The sequence below is a fragment of the Ochrobactrum sp. Q0168 genome (genome assembly GCF_016427605.1).
In the GTDB taxonomy this organism is placed as follows: Bacteria; Pseudomonadota; Alphaproteobacteria; order Rhizobiales; family Rhizobiaceae; genus Brucella.
Genome location: NZ_JAELXQ010000008.1, coordinates 215,425 through 234,345, shown reverse-complemented (window position 1 = coordinate 234,345; position 18,921 = coordinate 215,425). Strand labels below are relative to the sequence as shown.

Here is an 18,921-nt window from a genome sequence, read left to right as displayed (position 1 = left end):
GGTGGGCGATATCGGCCACCACCTTGAGATTGTGTTCCACCATCAAAACGGCGCGATCCTTCGCGACATCGGCAATGAGGGCGGCGATGGTGTGAACGTCTTCATGGCCCATGCCGGCCATCGGCTCGTCGAGCAGCAGGACTTTGGGATCGAGCGCAAGCGTGGTGGCGATTTCCAGCGCGCGCTTGCGGCCATAGGACAAATCCGCAGCCAGTGCATGACGGGCATCGGCAAGGCCGACGCGTTCCAGAAGCTCGACAGCTCTCGCATCCAGCCGGTCGAGTGCTGCAAGCGAACGCCAGAACTGCGTGGCAAGGCCGTTCGGGCGCTGCAGCGCCACCTTGACGTTTTCCAGGACGGTGAGATGCGGGAATGTTGCCGAAATCTGGAACGAGCGCACCAGTCCCATCCGCGCCACTTTGGCCGGATCGGTCTTGGTAATCGTTTCGCCCAGAAGCGTGATCTCGCCGCTTGTCGGCTGGAGAAACTTGGTCAGGAGATTGAACACCGTCGTCTTGCCCGCCCCGTTCGGGCCGATCAGCGCATGAACGCGGGCATGGTCCACATCAAGATCGACATTCCTCACCGCATAAAAGCCGCCAAACGACTTGCCCAAGCCGCGCGCCGACAAAACAGGACGCGCAGCGGCTTGCGATGGAGAATTCGAGCTCGACGGCCCTGCTTCACGCAGAGCCGTCACATTGCCAGAAGCTGTCATCCAAAAAGCCTCTTACTGCGTCACAAGCGGGCAGCCGCTTTCTGAAGGCTTCATGTAAGCCTGATCGCCGGGGATCGTGGCCAGCACCTTATAGTAATCCCAAGGGGCCTTGCTTTCATCCGGCTTCTTCACTTCCATCAGATACATGTCATAGATCATGCGTCCATTGGCACCGACCTTGCCGTGACGGGCAAAGACGTCTTCAACAGGCATTTCATGCAGCTTCTTGGCAACGGCTTCGGTTTCGTCCGTGCCTGCTTCCTTGATCGCCTTGAGATATTGCGTGACGGCGGAATAGGTGCCTGCCTGGATCATGTTCGGCATACGGCCGGTACGCTCGAAGAAGCGCTTGCCGAAGGCGCGCGATTCATCGTCGCGATCCCAGTAGAAGCCTTCGGTGAGCGTCAGGCCCTGTGCGGCTTCAAGGCCGAGGCCGTGTACTTCCGACAGGGTGAAGAGCAGGGCGGCGAGGCGCTGTCCGCCAGCGACAATGCCGAATTCCGCAGCTTGCTTGATCGCATTGGAGGTATCGAGACCCGCATTGGCGAGACCGACAACCTTCGCGCCGGACGACTGCGCCTGCAGCAGGAACGAGGAATAGTCAGTGGTGGACAGCGGATGGCGGACGGAACCCAGCACCTTGCCACCCTTCGATTCCACGAATTTCGTGGTCTGTTCTTCCAGCGAATAGCCGAAAGCGTAATCGGCGGTCAGGAAGAACCAGCTATCGCCGCCTTGCTGCACGAGCGAGCCGCCGGTGCCGACTGCAAGCGCGTGGGTATCATAGGCCCAATGGAAGCCATAAGGCGTGCACTGCTTGCCGGTCAGTTCCGAAGTGGCGGCGCCCGTATTGATGGTGATCTTCTTCTTGTCCTTGGACAGCGCCTGCACGGCAAGACCGACGGACGAGGTGGTCAGTTCCATGATGGAATCGACCTGTTCGGTGTCGTACCACTGGCGCGCGATGTTCGAGGCCACGTCCGGCTTGTTCTGATGGTCTGCGGTAATGATTTCAATCGGCGCATCCAGCACCTTGCCGCCGAAATCCTCGGCAGCCATCTTGGCGGCCTCATAAGACCATTTGCCGCCAAAATCGGCATAGACACCCGACTGGTCGTTCAAGATGCCGATCTTGACTTTACCATCGGAAACTTCCGCAGCCGACGCGATGGCGGTTGCAGCCAGCAGCGCTGCCGTTGCGAGTGCAAGACACTTCATAAAATACTCCTCCCAATAAGTCCCTCAACCGCCGCGATAAAACTGCGCGGTCATCTCCAGTGAAGCAGCCTTGTTACAGACAGGACAATTGGCCTCCTCAGACCAGTCGTCTTTATGCTTCCGCCCGATTTGTTTCACTCTTCGGGCTTTCCTTTAGAACGGTAGCATTGACAAATGCGTACAAGAACAACAATTTTTGAACAGCGTCTGTTCAGAAATGTACAGATGCTTTTGAAGAAATGCGGGCAGACAATAGGGAGCAGTATGTGCGGCAGTTTACATGGGACGATCTGCAATATTTTCTCGCCGTCGCGCGCACGGGACAGCTCTCCACCGCGGCGCGGCAATTGCGTACCAGCCATGTGACGGTGCTACGCCGTATCGACCGGCTGGAACAGGCGCTGGCGACCAAATTATTCGAGCGCAATCCGCGCGGCTATCTGCTGACGCCAATGGGTGAACGTCTGGTCGAGCCTGCCGAAGTCATGGAACGCGAGGCCATGAAATTCCAGACCGAAGCCACCGGCAATCTTGCGGCGCTGTCGGGTGTCGTGCGTCTTTCGACGCTTGAAGGCTTCGGCAATTTCTTTCTGGCCGATCGCCTGCCGGTGCTGGCGCAATCTTATCCGAGCCTGTTCGTGGAAGTCGTAACGATCCAGCAGATCATGTCGCTGTCGCGCCGCGAGGCCGAACTGTCGATCACGCTGCACATGCCGCGCAACGGGCCTTATCACAGCGAGAAGCTCACATCCTACCGGCTGTTCATCTATGGCCATCGCGACTATCTGGCCCGGCATCCGCCGATCCGCAGCCGGGAAGATTTGGCGCGCCATCCCTTCATCGGCTATATCGAGGACATGGTGTTCACTCCGGGGCTCGATTACATGCGCGAGATTCTGCCGGGCCAGCGCTGCACCTATCAAAGCTCCAGCATTCACGCGCAGCTCGTCGCCACGCAGACCGGCTATGGTCTGTGCGTTTTGCCGTTTTTTATCGCCAGCAAGCATCCCGAACTGGTGCCGGTTCTGCCGCACGACATGCATCTGGAGCGCGAATACTGGATGAGCTGCCATGTCGATGTCATGGCAGCGCCGCGTATCCGCGTCATCAGCGATTTCATGGTTCGCGCCGTGCGGGAATTCTCAAGCGATTTTCTGGGCGAAAGCCTTTTGCCTGCGGTCAGAGATTGACGCCGGTAAAGGCGATAAAACACGCCACGGCGAGCGCGATGCAACCAAACAGAATAATGGACAGACTGAGCGCTTTCATGGTCCCCCTCCATTTTACGCAACGTAAGTTGGTATGAGGGGCTTCGGCGTTCGAGTCCAGCTGGAATACCTGCCAGTCAGACGAAAGTCGTAGAGCCTGTTCCAAAAGTCGCCCTGTGCGGCTGCAAATGGCAATTTGTCTGCGTTCCGGTGCTCACGTACCTTTAAGTACGCTGCGCTCCGGTACTCGAAAATCACCATTTTCGCACACACAGGCCGCTTTTTGATTCAGGCTCTTGGACGGCTCGCGTCATGAAAAGCCCGGACGAACCGGGGCTTTGGATTACTTCTGTTTAGCGAGGCCTTGTTCCCGCATCTGGCTCAGTGACATTTTTGGTGAAAGCGCTTCGGGATCGATGCGGATTTCGATCAAGGCGGGCTTGCCGGATTGTTCGCAACGCTCGAAAGCGGCTGCAAAATCAGCTGTCGCTTCGACCGTTTCGCCGTGCAGGCCGTATGCGCGGGCAAGGGCTGCGAAATCGGGATTGGCGAGGCCAGTGCCGGAAACGCGGCCCGGATAGGTGCGCTCCTGATGCATGCGGATCGTGCCGTACATGCCGTTATTGACCACCACGAAAATCGCCTTGGCATTATATTGCGCGGCGGTTGCCAGTTCCTGACCGTTCATCAGGAAACAGCCGTCACCGGCAAAGGCAACGACGGTCCGCTCCGGTGCCGCCAGCTTGGCCGCTACCGCCGCCGGGACGCCATAGCCCATGGAGCCGTTGGTGGGTGCCAACTGGCTGCGATAGGTGCGGTACTGATAAAAGCGATGCGGCCAGGCGGAATAGTTGCCAGCGCCATTGGTGATGATGGCGTCGGCAGGCAGATGCGCGCGCAGCCATTCCATGATCTCGCCCATCTGCACCGCGCCCGGTATGACCGGCGTTTTCATATTGTCGCGATAATCGGCATTGGCCGTTTGTGCCCACGCCCTGCTGCGCGGCGCGGCGATGGGGGCAAGCTTCGATGCCGCGCGGGCAAAGGCCGGCATGCTGGCATTGATCGGCAGATCGGCGTGGTAGACACGGCCCAGTTCTTCGGCACCCGGATGGATGTGGATGAGCTTTTGCTGCGGCACCGGAATGCTGACAAGCTCATAGCCCTGCGTGGTCATCTCGCCAAGCCGCGCCCCGACCACCACGAGAAGGTCGCTGTCGCGCACACGCTCAGCCAGCTTCGGGCTGATCGATGTGCCCATTTCGCCCGCATAAAGCGGATGGGTATTGTCGAACATGTCCTGACAGCGGAAGGAAGCCGCCACCGGCAGATGCATGTTTTCGGCAAATTTTTGCAGGTCGCGCACCGCGTCCTGATCCCAGCCCCCGCCGCCGACGATCATCAGCGGGCGCTCGGCCTTTTCGATGAGCGCGACCATGTCCTGCAACTGATCCTGACCCGGATGCATCTCGACCTTCTTATAGGCCGGGGCATCGCTGACGGCAGCATAGGATGTCAGCATATCTTCCGGCAGGGCGATCACCACCGGGCCGGGGCGTCCGTTGACGGCTCGATGAAAGGCCTGACTGACCAGTTCCGGAATGCGGGCGGCATCGTCGATCTGCACCACCCATTTGGCCATCTGGCCGAACATGCGGCGATAATCCACTTCCTGAAAGGCCTCGCGTTCCACCTGATCGCTGGCCACCTGACCGATGAACAGCAGCATCGGCGTCGAATCCTGAAAGGCAGTGTGCACGCCGACGGAGGCGTTGGTCGCGCCCGGGCCGCGCGTGACAAAACAGATGCCGGGTTTGCCCGTCAGTTTGCCGTGGGCGTCGGCCATATAGGCAGCGCCGCCTTCCTGACGGCAGACAATCAAGTCGATTTCATCCTGCACATCGTGAAAAGCGTCGAGCGCGGCGAGATAGCTTTCTCCCGGAACGCAGAAAACACGGTCCACGCCGTGAATGCGCAACGCGTCCACCAATATCTGGCCCCCGCTGCGCGTATTGGGTTTGCTGGTCATCTGATGCATTTCCTCACTCTCAAAATGCGGACGATTGTTCGTCTCTTGTTTGGATGGCATGCGATCCATAGTTTACTGACATAACAGCATAGCCCCCGGCGCGAATACAGACTAAACATGATGACCAAAACGGATGATCTCATGTCGGGAGGACAAGATGGCGCAAGCAAACTCTGGCAAGATTCGGGTCGGCATTGGCGGCTGGGCCTTCGAGCCGTGGGATGAAAGCTTTTATCCGCAAAAACTGGCGAAGAAGCGCCAGCTGGAATATGCATCCAGCAAGCTGACCTCGATCGAGATCAACTCCACCTATTACGGCCCGCAAAAGCCGACGACTTTCGCCAAATGGCACGACGAAACGCCGGAAGGCTTTGTCTTTTCGCTGAAGGCGCCGCGCTTTTCGACCAATCGCCGCGTGCTGGCGGAAGCGGGCGAAAGCATCGAGCGCTTTCTCACCGGTGGCGTGATGGAGCTGAAGGAGAAGCTCGGCGTCGTCAACTGGCAGTTCATGGGCACGAAGAAATTCGACCCAAAGGATTTCGAAGCCTTCCTGAAGCTTCTGCCGAAGCGGCTTGAGGGGCGCGATCTGCGCCATGCGGTGGAAGTGCGCCACGACAGCTTCAATGTGCCGGAATTTACAGCGCTTCTGCGCGAATATGGCGTTGCGGTGGTTATTGCAGGCGACAGTGAATTTCCGCAATTTGCCGATATGACCGCACCCTTCGCCTATCTGCGCATCATGGGCACCAAGGAAAGCGAGCCGCTTGGCTATAGCGAAGCCGAACTCGACCAGTGGGCGACGCGGGCAAAGGCGATTGCCGAGGGCCAGAAGCCGGACGGGCTGAAAACGATTACGCCGCCGGTGGCCGATAATATAGCGCGCGATGTCTATCTCTATGTCATCAGCGGCTATAAGGCGCATAATCCGCACGCGGCCATGGCCTTGATTGATCGGCTGAAATGATGCCTCGTGACGGCTGTTGATTTTCATCTGAGTCGTCCGAGTTTCATCATGCCGCATCTCGATCTCCCCGCCCTTCGCGCTTTCGTCGATACTATTCCGCAGAATTACAAGGGGCCGGGCGGTGTCGTCGCCGTCGTCAAGGACGGCGAGGTTGTCCTCAGCCATGCGTGGGGTTTTGCCGATTTGCGCAGGCGTCAGCAGATGACGGCGCAAACGCGGATGCCTATCTGTTCGATCAGCAAGCAATTCACCTGCGGTGTGCTGCTCGACAGCGTGGGCGAGCCGGAAGTGCTCGACGATGCGCTGGGCGCTTACCTTGCCGATTTCGTGGGTGAACGTCCGCGCGTGCGCGATCTGTGCAACAACCAGTCGGGCCTGCGCGATTACTGGGCGCTGACGGTGCTGTGTGGCGGCGATCCGGAAGGCGTGTTTCTGCCAAAAGATGCGCAGAAACTGCTGCGCGGCCTGAAAACCACGCATTTTGCGCCGGGCAGCCATTATTCCTACTGCAACGGCAATTTCCGCATTCTGGCCGATCTGATTGAAGGCCATACGGGGCGTTCACTGGTCGATCTTCTGGGAGAGCGGATTTTCCAACCGGCTGGCATGAAGACGGCGGAACTCATCCCCGATACGGCGCTTTTCACCGAATGCACCGGCTATGAGGGCGATACGGTGCGTGGCTTTTTGCCCGCCACCAACCGCATTCACTGGATGGGCGATGCGGGTATTTGCGCCTCGCTGGACGACATGATCGCCTGGGAACAGTTCATCGATGCAACGCGCGATGACGAGAACGGCCTTTATCGCCGTCTGAGTAGGCCGCAGGTTTTCAACGATGGCGCAGCAGCACCTTACGGCTTCGGCCTCAAGTTTGAGGAAGTCGGCGGCAAGCGGCTGACCGGTCATGGCGGCGCTTTGCGCGGCTGGCGCTGCCAACGTTTGCATTGCGCTGATGAGCGGATTTCCACCATCGCCATGTTCAATTTTGAAGGCGGTGCTTCTGATCTTGCAACCAGGCTGATGAAGCTGGCGCTCGGTGTGCCAACATCGGAGCCGGAACGGGTCGAAGCCGATGCGGGCTGGTTCGGGTCGTGGCTCGATGCAGAAACCGGTCTTGTGCTCAGCCTCGACGATGCCGGGCGCGGACGCATGAAGGTCCGTTTTGGAACGAGCCCTGAAGTGATGGACGTGGTGAGCAAGGACGAAGCGCGTTCTTCCGTGACCACAATCCGCCGCGAGGGCGATGTAATCCATCTCGACCGTGCGGACGAAAATCTCTCCCTCGCGATGCACCGTGTGACTGGCGAGGCCAGGCGCGACATTCTGGGGCGTTTCCGCAACGAAGAGATTGGCGCAGATCTGCTCCTCGTGGCCGAAGGCGGCGCGATCTATGGCGCGTTCGAAGGCTTTCTCGGCAAAAGCGACATGTACCCACTTTATGCTGTGGGGGCCGATGTCTGGCTTCTGCCGGTGCAGCGTTCGATGGACGCGCCGTCACCCGGCGAATGGAAACTGGTCTTCCGGCGCGACGACAAGGGCGATATTGTGGGTGTCCGTGTCAGCTGCTGGCTGGCGCGGGCTGTCGATTATCTGAAGGTTTCCGACTGAACGAGGAAATTCATGAGCGAGCTCAAGGTCAGAACCCGCGAGACGGGTGCGGTTGCCGACATGCCGGAAGGCAAGCTGCCAGTGATCACCACGCCGACGGGCGGCAAGGTCGAGCTTGTGACGAGCGTGAGCCAGCCGGGCTTCAATCCGCTTGATCTGATCTACGCATCGCTCGCCGCCTGTATGGCGCTGAGCGCGCGGATTGCTGCGGGCAAGCTTGGCCTGCGCGAAAAGCTGGCCGATGTCCGTGTCGAGGTCACAGGCGACAAGACGCATGAAAGCCCGTCACGCATCGAGCGGTTCCATATCGCGTTTCATTTCGACGGCGATCTTGCAGCCGAAGAGAAGCAACACATCGCCGAACTGGCCGAAGAAATCTGCACCGTCAGCAATACGCTGCGCAGCAATCCCGCCTTTGACCTGAAGGTCGAGTAGCAAAAAGCCCGGTCGAAACCGGGCTTTTCCTTGAGGTGGCTGAAGATCACACCGCTTCGTCGTTGGCGGGCTTTTCCCAAAGGTTCACGCCGCCTTCGACCGCATATTTATCGATCTCTTTCAGCTCGTCTGCCGAGAAGGAAAGATTGTCCAGCGCCTTGACGTTTTCGACGATCTGCTCCGGCGAGCTTGCGCCGATCAGCGCCGAGGTCACGCGCGGATCGCGCAGCACCCAGGCCAGCGCCATCTGCGCGAGGCTCTGTCCGCGCTTCTTGGCGATTTCATTGAGGCTGCGGGCGCGCTCGATATTCTCGTCGCTCAAATGCGCCGGGCGCAGCGATTTGTTGCCCGGCTGGTTGATGCGCGCATCCGCCGGAATACCGTTGAGGTAACGATTGGTCAGCAAGCCCTGCGCCAGCGGCGTGAAGGCGATGACCCCTGCACCGACATCGTCGGTGGCCGACAGAAGATCCTTTTCGATCCAGCGGTTGAACAGGTTGTAGGACGGCTGGTGGATCAAGAGCGGCACGTTGCGCGCAGCGAGGATTTTGGCGATTTCACGCGTCTTGCCTGCCGAATAGGATGAAATGCCGACATAAAGCGCCTTGCCCTGTTCGACGGCGCTGACCAGCGCGCCTGCCGTTTCTTCCAATGGCGTATTGGCATCGAAACGGTGCGAATAGAAAATATCCACATAATCGAGGCCGAGGCGCGACAGGCTCTGGTCGAGGCTTGCAAGGATCGCCTTGCGCGAGCCGCCGCCACGCCCATAGGGGCCGGCCCACATGTCCCAGCCGGCCTTGCTGGAAATGATCAGTTCGTCGCGATAACGGCCAAGATCGCTTTTCAGGATTTGGCCGAAATTGCGTTCTGCCGAACCGGGAGGCGGGCCGTAATTATTGGCAAGATCGAAATGGGTGATGCCGAGGTCGAAGGCCTTGAACAGCATCGCCTTTTGACGGTCGAGCGGAATTCCGTCGCCGAAATTGTGCCAAAGGCCAAGCGAAATGGCGGGCAGGACGAGACCACTGCACCCGACACGGCGGAAGTTGGCCGTGTCGTAGCGGTCGGAAGCGGCGAGATAAGACATGAAAAACCCTGTCGTGCATGAGGTGTATTCCACCTCGTCGGAATTGTCGGAAGGAATCTGTTTCTTTCCGGGGACTAAATTAAGCTCAAACGAATTATAGGTCGAGGCCGTGGCGGATTTCTTTCAAAATCCGCACGGTTCTTTGTCTTCTTCAGATGACGTTGCGGATGCGTTCCACCCCAAGCTTGATGACGCTTTCCATTGCGGCGCGGGCCTTTTGCGGATCGCGGGAGGCGATGGCGTGGGCGATGCGCAGGTGATTGGCTGCGCATTCGGCAATGCCTTCATGGGATGCTGCCGGAGAGGAAAGCTGGAACGACACGGCGAGCGCGGCTTCGATCAGCCCGCTGACCGAGCGCATGAACGGATTGCCGGACATGCGGGCGACGGCGAGATGAAACTCCAGATCGACCTTGGCGATGGTTTCGGGCGTGTGCTGCGGATTGTCGAACTTGGCGGCGAGCGCATAGAGTTCGACGATTTCGTCGCTGGTGGCGCGCTCGGCAGCGGCAGCGGCTGCTGCCGGCTCAAGCGCCATGCGCATTTCGGCCAGATGGTCGACAAAGACTTCATCGAAACCGGCCTCGAAGCGCCATGTCAGAACATCGGGGTCGAAGAAATTCCAGCTGGCATGGCCCAGAACACGGGTGCCGACCTTGGCCTTCGGTTCAATCAGACGCTTGGCGGCAAGCGTTTTCATCGCCTCGCGCAAAACCGTGCGAGAAACGCCGAAGCGCAGCGACAATTCGTTGTCGCCGGGCAGGATCGAACCTTCGGGAATGGTGCCCGCGACGATGCCGCGCCCCAGTTCCCCCACGACGACAGCGTGGCTGTTATGCCGCTTGCGTCCGGTTATGGCCGTTTCCAGCAATCCCAATTCAGGCCTCCTTCATGCGTTGCCGCGCCAGTCTTAAATCGGAGAACCACAGAAGTCCTCTTTGCAGGGCGATGAACAGGAACAGCAATATACCGATTGCGATTTTCGTCCACCAGGAAGACAGCGTGCCATCGAAAACAATATAGGTCTGTATCAGCCCCTGTATCAGAATGCCGACAAATGTTCCCGCAACCAGTCCCGCGCCGCCGGTCAGAAGCGTTCCGCCGATGACCACGGATGCGATGGCATCCAGTTCTACGCCCACCGTCGCCAGCGAATAGCCGGACGAGGTATAGAGCGTATAGACGATACCGGCGAGGCCGGAAAGCACACCTGACATCGTATAGATGCCGATGGTGGTGCGACCGATGGGAACGCCCATCAGTTCCGCCGATTGCTGGTTGCCGCCAAGCGCATAGATATTTGCGCCAAAGCGCGTGCGGTGGGCGAGAATGCCGCCGACGATGAACACGGCCAGCATCAGCATGGCAATGAATGTCAGCCTGCCGCCGCCCGGCAGGCGGAAATAAAGCCCCTGCAACGTGTCGATGAAGGGATGCGAAATCGGCACCGATTCAGTCGAGATCAGGAAAGCCGCGCCGCGCGCGAGGAACATGCCAGCCAGCGTCGCGACGAAAGGCGGGATGCCGAGATAATGGATCATCATGCCCATCCACGCGCCAAAAGCTGCCGCGATGATGAGAACGAGCGCGAACGCCACCAGCGGATGCACGCCAAGCTTTCCGACGAGAACCGCGACGAAAACGCTGGTGAAGGCAATCACCGAGCCGACCGAAAGATCGATGCCGCCGGAAATAATCACGAAGGTCATGCCGACGGCGGCAATGCCGAGAAAGGCATTGTCGGTCAGCAGATTGCCGATCACCCGCGTTGACAGCATGTTCGGGAACTGCACGGCGCAGATCGCATAGGCGATCAGGAAAATCGCCACGGTTGTCAGAAAGGGCAGGTTGCGAAGAATTCTCATTGTCCTGCTCCTTGATGGGTGTGTCGGGTGCCATTGACGGCGTCGCCCTTGCGTTGCGAGCGCAGGAAGCCGATCAGGTTGACGATGGCCGCCGACTGGAAGGTGAGCACCACGATGATGATGCCAGCCTTGATGATGAGGTTGAATTCCGGCGGGAAGCCCGCCATCAGAATGCCGGTATTGATCGACTGGATGATGAGCGCGCCGAGCAGCGAGGCGGTGATCGAGAAGCGTCCGCCATTGAGCGACGTGCCGCCGATCACGACCGCCAGAATGGCATCGAGTTCAAGCCACAGACCGGCATTATTGGCGTCCGCGCCGCGAATATCGGCGGTTGCGATCAGGCCTGCAAGGGCTGCGCCGACGCCCGAAACGGCATAGACGCTGAACAGCAGGAAGCGTGCCTTGACGCCCGCCAGCATGGCGGCGCGCCGGTTGATGCCGGTGGCCTCGATCAGAAAGCCGAGCGCGCTGGAGCGCACCGCGATGCCGACAACCAGACCGGCCAGAAGCCAGATCAGCACCGGGATGGGCAGGCCGAGAAACGAGCCGGAACCAAGCGCGGCGAAAGCATCATTGTTGAAGGTGAGGATTGCGCCTTCGGTGATGAGCTGGGCGATACCGCGCCCCGCCACCATCAGGATCAGGGTGGCGATGATCGGCTGGATATCGAAAACGGCCACCAGAAAGCCGTTCCACAACCCACAAAGCAGGCCGACGCCGAGCGCTGCCGGAATGACGACCGCCAGCGGATAGCCCGCGACGATGAGCGATGCGGCGAAAGCGCCGCTGATCGCCATGACCGCGCCGACCGAAAGGTCGATGCCGCGAGTGGCGATCACCAGTGTCATGCCGACGGCCAGAATGGCGACGGGTGCGGCGCGCACCAGAATGTCGATCAGGCTGCCATAAAGGCGGCCGTTCTGGAACGAAACATCGAGAAAGCCGGGCGCGATGATGGTGTTGGCGGCAAGAATCAGAATGAGGGCTGCAAGCTGCGGCGCCAGTCTTTTGAATTTTCTGGATATGCGGGCAATCATGCTGCGGCTTCCTTTTGGCTCGCAGAAGCAGTTTTAGGGCCGGTCTCCGCGATGGCGCGCACAATATTGTCGGCGGTGATTTCTTCACCCCGCAATTCCGCGACATGGCGACGGTCCGACAGAACCACCACGCGATTGGCGACGGCGGCCAGTTCTTCGAATTCGGAAGAGATGATGACGAGCGCCATGCCTTGTCCGCAGAGTTCGCCGATGAGTTTCAGGATTTCGGCATGCGCCCCGATGTCGATGCCGCGCGTCGGTTCATCGAGAATCAGAAGACGGGGATCGGTGGCGAGCCAGCGCGCCAGAATGGCCTTTTGCTGGTTGCCGCCGGACAAAAACTTGATCGGCTTGTGCGGATCGGGCGGGCGGATATCGAGCGCCTTGATATAGCGGTCGGCCAGCGCCGCCTTTTCGCGGGCAGACAGCGGCTTTGACCAGCCGCGTTTCGCCTGCACGGCCAGCGCGATATTTTCGGCCACTGAAAAATCGCCGATGATGCCATCGGTCTTGCGCTCTTCCGGGCAGAAGGCGAAGCGCTCCGATATGGCCGCAACGGGCGAGGGGAGTTTTATCTCCTTGCCGTCGACTGTAAGCTGGCCGCTATCGGCTTCATCGACGCCGAACATCAAAAGCGCGGTTTCGGTGCGGCCCGAACCGAGCAGGCCCGCAATGCCGACAGCTTCGCCGGGCTTGATGGTGAGATCGAAAGGCGCAACGCTCCCCTTCTTGCCATAGCCTGCAAAGCGGATCGGCGCGACCGTGTCGTCGTTGACCTCTTCGGTCAGCTGACGGCGCACGGTTTCCTGCAACTGGTGGCCGAGCATCATGGAAATGAGATCGGTGCGCGGCAGTTCCGACAGATTGCGGCTGCCGACCAGACGGCCATTGCGCAGTACGGTGGCGCAATCTGCAATCGCATAGACCTGATCCAGAAAATGCGTGATGACGATGATGCCGAGCCCTTCGGCCTTCAGCTGGCGCAGAACCGTGAACAGCATCTCCACTTCGCGCGCATCAAGGCTGGCGGTCGGTTCGTCGAGGACAAGCACCTTGCCCGACAGATCGACGGCGCGCGCAATCGCGATGATCTGGCGTATGGCGACGGAATAGGCTGACAGCGGCGCGCTGACATCGACGTCGAGACCGTAACGCGCGAGGAGCGCGGTTGCGTCCTTTTCCATGCGCCGACGATCGACGAAGCCGAAGCGGCGCGGCTGGCGACCGAGAAACAGGTTTTCGGCGACGGTGAGGTTTTCCAGCAGGTTTACCTCTTGATAGACGGTGCCGATGCCGAGCGTCTGCGCTTCCGCCACCGAAGCAGGCGCAATGGGCTGACCCTCGAGGAGGATCGATCCATCAAAGCCGTGATAGGCACCGGTCAATATCTTGATGAGCGTGGATTTGCCCGCACCGTTTTCACCCAGCAAGGCATGGATTTCGCCGCGTTTGAGCGCGAAATCGACATGGTCAAGTGCGGTGACGCCCAGAAAGGATTTGGTGATGGAGCGAGCTTCGAGAAGCGGTATAACCGACGCCGGTTGAGCGCCTGTTTCGGGGCGAGCCATGGCAGTCTTCCGTTTGCGAATTGCAACGATACCCTTCGCCAAAACGGGCCGAAGGGAAACCGGGCCGCCGAAAGCTGGCGGCCCGAATGACACGAAGATTAGTAGCCGAGGCCCTTCTTGGCTTCGTACACAGCTTTCGGATCGTCAGCCTGCGTGTAAAGCTTCGATTCGGTCTGGATCCACTTCGGCGGAACGGTGCCCTTGGCCTTGAAGGCCTCGATGGCGTCGAATGCCGGACCGGCCATGTTCGGCGTCAGCTCCACGGAAGCATTGGCTTCGCCATTGGCCATGGCCTGGAAGATATCCGGCACGGAATCGATCGACACGATCTTGATGTCGGAGCCCGGCTTCAGACCAGCTTCCTTGATGGCCTGAATGGCGCCGACGGCCATGTCATCGTTATGAGCATAGACAGCGCAGATATTCTTGCCGCCGCCTTCAGCCTTGATGAAGCTTTCCATGACTTCCTTGCCCTTGGTGCGGGTGAAGTCGCCAGTCTGCGAACGGGTAATCTTGATGTTGTCGTGGCCCTTGATCGCTTCCTCAAAGCCCTTCTTGCGGTTGATCGCGGGCGACGAACCGGTCGTGCCCTGAAGTTCGACCACATTGCACGACTTGTCGCCGATATCCTTCACCAGCCACTCGCCGGCGACCTTGCCTTCATGGACCTGATCGGATGTCACGGCGGTGAGATAGAGATCTTCCGGGGAATCGATTTGTCGGTCGAGCAGAACGACCGGAATTTCAGCTTCCTTGGCTTCCTTGAGGACCGCGTCCCAACCGGTGGAGACGACCGGTGCAATCAGGATCGCATCAACACCCTGTGCGATGAAGCCGCGCACGGCCTTGATCTGGTTTTCTTGCTTCTGCTGGGCGTCGGCGAATTTCAGCGTATAGCCGCGCTTTTCAGCTTCCTGCTTGGTCAGGGCCGTTTCTGCGGCGCGCCAGCCCGATTCCGAGCCGATCTGCGAGAAGCCCACCGTCAGCGATGCGGCCGATGCGCTTGAAATCAGAGCGAGCGAAAGTGCGGCTGTCAGCGCCGCGAGACTACGTTTCATAACATTTCCTCCCAATAAGGCCCTCCCGGCCTTCGTGGCTATGAAGCATATAATATTACTTTATGGCAAGCGCCTTTCGCTCGATCACAAAAAATTTTGGCTGCGACAAACAGACATTTCCTACATTAGATTAATGAAATCAGTTGGTTGATACCCCAAGATCGCATTGTCGCATATGGGACTGTGCATGGGGCGGTTCAGCTTGCTTGACAAAGCAGGTCTTGGCAAAATAGTCATATTAATAATAGAAGGCGCCGCAAAACGTGAGTATGCGTTTAAACGGCCAATATGAGTGCCCGCGATCCTTTCGCGGTTAGGGAGGTTCAATGTTACGTCTGGTACAGTTCCGCGATGCGGGCGGTGAAACGCGTGTGGCTGCATGCGATGATGAGGGTGCGGCGCATATCGTCAAGGGCGCTTCAACGACCTATGAACTGGCCTGGGCGGCAATTGGCGCTGGCATCAGCCTCGCAGAGCAGGTGGCGCGCAATGGCAAGGGCGAAGCCGTCGATATCGACGCCGCTCTGGCTGCGGGCCGCGTCGGCCTGCCGATCACCCATTCCGATCCCGCGCATCTGATTGTTGCAGGTACGGGCCTCACGCATCTCGGTTCCGCCGATGGCCGCGACAAGATGCACAAGGCGGCGCAGTCCGCCGAAAAGCCGACCGATTCGATGCGCATGTTCCTGATGGGCGTCGAGGGCGGCAAGCCGAAGCCCGGCCAGACGGGCGTGCAGCCGGAATGGTTCTATAAGGGTGACGGTTCCGCGCTGGTCGCGACCGGCGGCGAACTGGTTTCGCCTTCCTTTGCGGAAGATGGCGGTGAAGAGCCGGAGCTGGCAGGTATCTATCTGATCGGCCCGGATGGGCAGCCGCGCCGTCTCGGCTTCTGCCTTGCTAATGAATTCTCCGACCATGTGACGGAAAAGCAGAACTATCTCTGGCTTGCCCATTCCAAGCTGCGTCAGGCATCGCTTGGACCGGAACTCTTTGTGGGCGCGCTGCCGGATCATGTGGAAGGCGTGTCGCGCATTCGTCGCGGCAATGAAGTGATCTTCGAAAAGCCGTTCCTGTCGGGTGAAGCGAACATGTCGCACACCATCGCCAATCTGGAACATCATCACTTCAAATATGAGCTGTTCCGCCGTCCGGGCGATATTCACGTGCATTTCTTCGGCACAGCGACCCTGTCCTTCTCGGAAGGCGTGAAGACTCAAACCGGCGACCAGTTTGAAATTTCCGCAAAGCCGTTCCGTTATCCGCTGGTCAACACGCTTGCCCAGGCGGCAGCCGAAGATGTTGCCGTAAAGGCGCTTTGAACATGGCGGCTCCATCCAACATCGCTTTAGCAATCGTCGGTCTTGGCAAGATCGCGCGCGACCAGCATCTGCCGTCCATCGAGGCGGTGGATGGTATTGCGCTGGCCGCCGTCGCCAGCCGCAATGCCGGTCTGGACAGCGTGGCGTCTTTCACGGATATCGATGAGCTGCTGGCATCGGGCGTGGCCATCGACGCTGTGTCGCTGTGCACCCCGCCGCAGGGCCGCTTCGCGCAGGCCTATGCCGCGCTGAAGGCCCGCAAGCATGTGATGCTGGAAAAGCCGCCCGGTGCGACGATTTCCGAAGTGCAGGCGCTGGACCGTCTGGCCAAGGCGGAAGGGTTGACGCTTTATGCCACCTGGCATTCGCGCGAAGCCGCAGCAGTGGAACCGGCCCGCGATTTTCTGAAAGACGCGGTGATCCGTTCGGTCGCCGTCGCCTGGAAGGAAGATGTGCGCCATTGGCATCCCGGCCAACAATGGATCTGGGAACCGGGCGGGCTTGGCGTATTTGATCCTGGCATCAATGCGCTTTCCATCGTGACGCATATTCTGCCGGAACGCTTTTACCTTACGCAGTCTGACCTCTATTTCCCGGAAAATCGCGCGGCGCCGATTGCGGCTGACCTTCAATTTCAGACGGAAAGCGGCATTCCGGTTTCGTTCGAGCTGGATTGGCGTCAGACCGGGCCGCAGACCTGGGACATTCGCGTCGAAACCGACAAGGGCACGCTCCTGCTCAGCCATGGGGGCAGCCGCCTGACCATTGCGGGCGATGAAAAAATGGCCGAGCCGGACCGCGAATATCAGCGCCTTTACAAGCATTTTGTGCAATTGATCGGTGAGGGGCGTTCGGATGTCGATCTCGCTCCGCTGACCCACGTCGCCGACGCCTTCCTGTTTGGAAAGCGGCACGCGGTTGAAGCTTTCGAAGATTAGGAAATGAGGACGCTCGCGGCCTCTTACCCAGCAGGACAAAGACATGAACAAGCCCGTCACTCCGAAAACGCCAAAGTTCCGCTCGCGCGCATGGTTCGATAATCCTGACAATGTCGATATGACGGCGCTCTATCTTGAGCGCTACATGAATTACGGTCTGAGTCAGGAAGAACTGCAGTCGGGCCGTCCGATCATCGGCATCGCGCAGACGGGTTCGGACCTGTCGCCCTGCAACCGCCACCATCTGGAACTGGCCAATCGCGTCCGCGAAGGCGTGCGTGAGGCAGGCGGTATCGTCATCGAATTCCCGGTTCATCCTATCCAGGAAACCGGCAAGCGCCCGACTGCCGGTCTCGACCGCAACCTCGCCTATCTTGGCCTCGTGGAAGTGCTTTACGGCTATCCGCTGGACGGAGTCGTGCTGACGATTGGCTGCGACAAGACCACGCCTGCCTGCCTGATGGCGGCTGCGACGGTCAATATTCCGGCGATTGCGCTTTCGGTTGGCCCGATGCTCAATGGCTGGTTCCGTGGTGAGCGCACGGGTTCGGGCACCATCGTCTGGAAGGCGCGCGAACTGCTCGCCAAGGGCGAGATCGACTATCAGGGCTTTGTGAAGCTGGTTGCTTCCTCGGCTCCGTCGACGGGCTATTGCAACACGATGGGCACGGCCACGACCATGAACTCGCTTGCTGAAGCGCTGGGCATGCAGCTTCCGGGTTCCGCCGCTATTCCCGCACCTTATCGTGACCGTCAGGAAGTGGCCTATCTGACGGGCCGCCGTATCGTCGAAATGGTCTATGAAGACCTCAAGCCTTCGGACGTTCTGACCAAGGATGCTTTCGTCAACGCAATCCGCGTCAATTCCGCCATTGGCGGTTCCACCAATGCGCCGATCCATCTGAACGCGCTTGCCCGCCATGTCGGCGTGGAGCTGACGGTGGACGACTGGCAGAAATACGGTGAGGAAATTCCGCTTCTGGTCAATCTCCAGCCAGCCGGTGAATATCTCGGTGAGGATTATTACCATGCCGGCGGTGTGCCAGCCGTCGTCAATCAGCTGATGGGACAGGGCCTCATCAATGAGGATGCGCTGACCGTCAACGGCAAGACCATTGGCGAAAACTGCAAGAACGCCACCATTGAAGACAGCAATGTCATCAAGACCTACGATCAGCCGCTGAAGAAACATGCCGGTTTCCGCGTGCTGCGCGGCAATCTGTTCTCGTCGGCGATCATGAAGCTCAGCGTTATTTCGGACGAGTTCCGCAATCGCTACCTCTCCGACAGCAAGGACCCGAATGCCTTTGAAGGCAAGGCGGTCGTGTTTGACGGACCGGAGGATTACCATCATCGCATCGACGATCCGTCGCTGGAAATCGACGAACATACGGTCCTGTTCATGCGCGGCGCTGGCCCCATCGGCTATCCGGGCGCGGCGGAAGTCGTCAATATGCGCGCGCCGGATTACCTTCTGAAGAAGGGAATCAGCTCGCTGCCATGCATCGGTGACGGTCGCCAGTCGGGAACGTCGGGTTCGCCGTCGATCCTTAATGCTTCGCCAGAAGCGGCTGCTGGCGGCGGTCTGGCCATTCTCAAGACCGGCGACCGCGTGCGCATCGATCTTGGTCGCGGCACGGCGGATATTCTGATTTCGAATGAGGAACTGGCCGAGCGTCACAAGGCGCTGGAAGCCGCTGGCGGTTACAAATATCCGGAAAGTCAGACGCCGTGGCAGGAAATCCAGCGTGCCGTTGTCGGCCAGATGGAAACCGGCGCGGTTCTGGAAAACGCGATCAAGTATCAGGATATCGCGCATACGCGCGGCCTGCCACGTGACAACCACTGAGGCTCGCCGGA

At 59.4% G+C, this 18,921-nt stretch carries 16 protein-coding genes; 7 read left to right on the top strand and 9 right to left on the bottom strand.

Annotated features, from left to right (window positions below):
• Positions 1-718, bottom strand: a 718-nt coding sequence (locus JAU75_RS15940; RefSeq protein WP_199057467.1) for an ABC transporter ATP-binding protein, incomplete at its 3' end; no start/stop codon positions are given.
• A gap of 12 nt (positions 719-730) precedes the next feature.
• A complete protein-coding gene (locus tag JAU75_RS15935; RefSeq protein WP_199057466.1) occupies positions 731-1,936 on the bottom strand; it encodes an ABC transporter substrate-binding protein in 1,206 nt (401 codons plus the stop codon).
• A gap of 266 nt (positions 1,937-2,202) precedes the next feature.
• Here JAU75_RS15935 and JAU75_RS15930 point away from each other — a divergent pair, with 266 nt between their 5' ends.
• Positions 2,203-3,126 carry a LysR family transcriptional regulator gene (locus JAU75_RS15930; RefSeq protein ID WP_199057465.1) on the top strand — a complete coding sequence of 308 codons (924 nt, stop codon included), beginning with the start codon at positions 2,203-2,205 and terminating at the stop codon, positions 3,124-3,126.
• Between the two features lie 361 nt (positions 3,127-3,487).
• Here the strand turns inward: JAU75_RS15930 and JAU75_RS15925 are convergent, their stop codons facing one another.
• A complete protein-coding gene (locus tag JAU75_RS15925) occupies positions 3,488-5,173 on the bottom strand; it encodes a thiamine pyrophosphate-binding protein (RefSeq protein ID WP_199057464.1) in 1,686 nt (561 codons plus the stop codon).
• Between the two features lie 157 nt (positions 5,174-5,330).
• Here JAU75_RS15925 and JAU75_RS15920 point away from each other — a divergent pair, with 157 nt between their 5' ends.
• Genes JAU75_RS15920 through JAU75_RS15910 form a run of 3 tightly spaced genes read left to right on the top strand, consistent with a single transcriptional unit; the run spans position 5,331 to position 8,183 of the window.
• Positions 5,331-6,137: a DUF72 domain-containing protein gene (locus JAU75_RS15920; RefSeq protein WP_199057463.1), complete on the top strand. Its 807-nt coding sequence runs from the start codon at positions 5,331-5,333 to the stop codon at positions 6,135-6,137.
• 48 nt (positions 6,138-6,185) lie between these two features.
• Positions 6,186-7,748, top strand: a complete 1,563-nt coding sequence (locus tag JAU75_RS15915; RefSeq protein WP_199057462.1) for a D-aminopeptidase — start codon at positions 6,186-6,188, stop codon at positions 7,746-7,748.
• A 12-nt stretch (positions 7,749-7,760) separates the two neighbouring features.
• Positions 7,761-8,183, top strand: a complete 423-nt coding sequence (locus JAU75_RS15910; RefSeq protein WP_199057461.1) for an OsmC family protein — start codon at positions 7,761-7,763, stop codon at positions 8,181-8,183.
• A gap of 46 nt (positions 8,184-8,229) precedes the next feature.
• On the opposite strand, the gene mgrA is transcribed toward JAU75_RS15910, so the two are convergent.
• The 6 genes from mgrA to ytfQ form a co-directional block, all read right to left on the bottom strand.
• The gene (mgrA, locus tag JAU75_RS15905; RefSeq protein WP_199057460.1) at positions 8,230-9,273 is read right to left on the bottom strand and encodes an L-glyceraldehyde 3-phosphate reductase; all 1,044 of its coding nucleotides are present in this window, start codon (positions 9,271-9,273) and stop codon (positions 8,230-8,232) included.
• A 151-nt stretch (positions 9,274-9,424) separates the two neighbouring features.
• A complete protein-coding gene (locus JAU75_RS15900) occupies positions 9,425-10,150 on the bottom strand; it encodes a FadR/GntR family transcriptional regulator (protein WP_109369598.1) in 726 nt (241 codons plus the stop codon).
• A 1-nt stretch (position 10,151) separates the two neighbouring features.
• The gene (gene yjfF / locus JAU75_RS15895) at positions 10,152-11,138 is read right to left on the bottom strand and encodes a galactofuranose ABC transporter, permease protein YjfF (RefSeq protein ID WP_199057459.1); all 987 of its coding nucleotides are present in this window, start codon (positions 11,136-11,138) and stop codon (positions 10,152-10,154) included.
• Entirely contained in the window at positions 11,135-12,178 is a 1,044-nt protein-coding gene (locus tag JAU75_RS15890) for an ABC transporter permease (RefSeq protein ID WP_199057458.1), read from the bottom strand. Before JAU75_RS15890 ends, yjfF begins: the two co-directional genes overlap by 4 nt.
• The gene (locus tag JAU75_RS15885) at positions 12,175-13,746 is read right to left on the bottom strand and encodes a sugar ABC transporter ATP-binding protein (RefSeq protein WP_199057457.1); all 1,572 of its coding nucleotides are present in this window, start codon (positions 13,744-13,746) and stop codon (positions 12,175-12,177) included. Before JAU75_RS15885 ends, JAU75_RS15890 begins: the two co-directional genes overlap by 4 nt.
• Positions 13,747-13,844: 98 nt before the next feature.
• On the bottom strand, positions 13,845-14,804 hold the full coding sequence (gene ytfQ, locus JAU75_RS15880; protein ID WP_199057456.1) for a galactofuranose ABC transporter, galactofuranose-binding protein YtfQ: 960 nt from the start codon (positions 14,802-14,804) through the stop codon (positions 13,845-13,847).
• A gap of 326 nt (positions 14,805-15,130) precedes the next feature.
• On the opposite strand from ytfQ, the gene araD1 reads away from it, so the two are divergent.
• The 3 genes from araD1 to JAU75_RS15865 are packed head-to-tail and all read left to right on the top strand — an operon-like array spanning position 15,131 to position 18,910.
• On the top strand, positions 15,131-16,123 hold the full coding sequence (gene araD1 / locus JAU75_RS15875) for an AraD1 family protein (protein ID WP_199057455.1): 993 nt from the start codon (positions 15,131-15,133) through the stop codon (positions 16,121-16,123).
• A gap of 2 nt (positions 16,124-16,125) precedes the next feature.
• A complete protein-coding gene (locus JAU75_RS15870; RefSeq protein ID WP_199057454.1) occupies positions 16,126-17,061 on the top strand; it encodes a Gfo/Idh/MocA family protein in 936 nt (311 codons plus the stop codon).
• A gap of 43 nt (positions 17,062-17,104) precedes the next feature.
• Positions 17,105-18,910, top strand: coding sequence for an IlvD/Edd family dehydratase (locus tag JAU75_RS15865; RefSeq protein ID WP_199057453.1), 1,806 nt, complete (start codon positions 17,105-17,107; stop codon positions 18,908-18,910).
• Positions 18,911-18,921 lie beyond the last annotated feature (11 nt).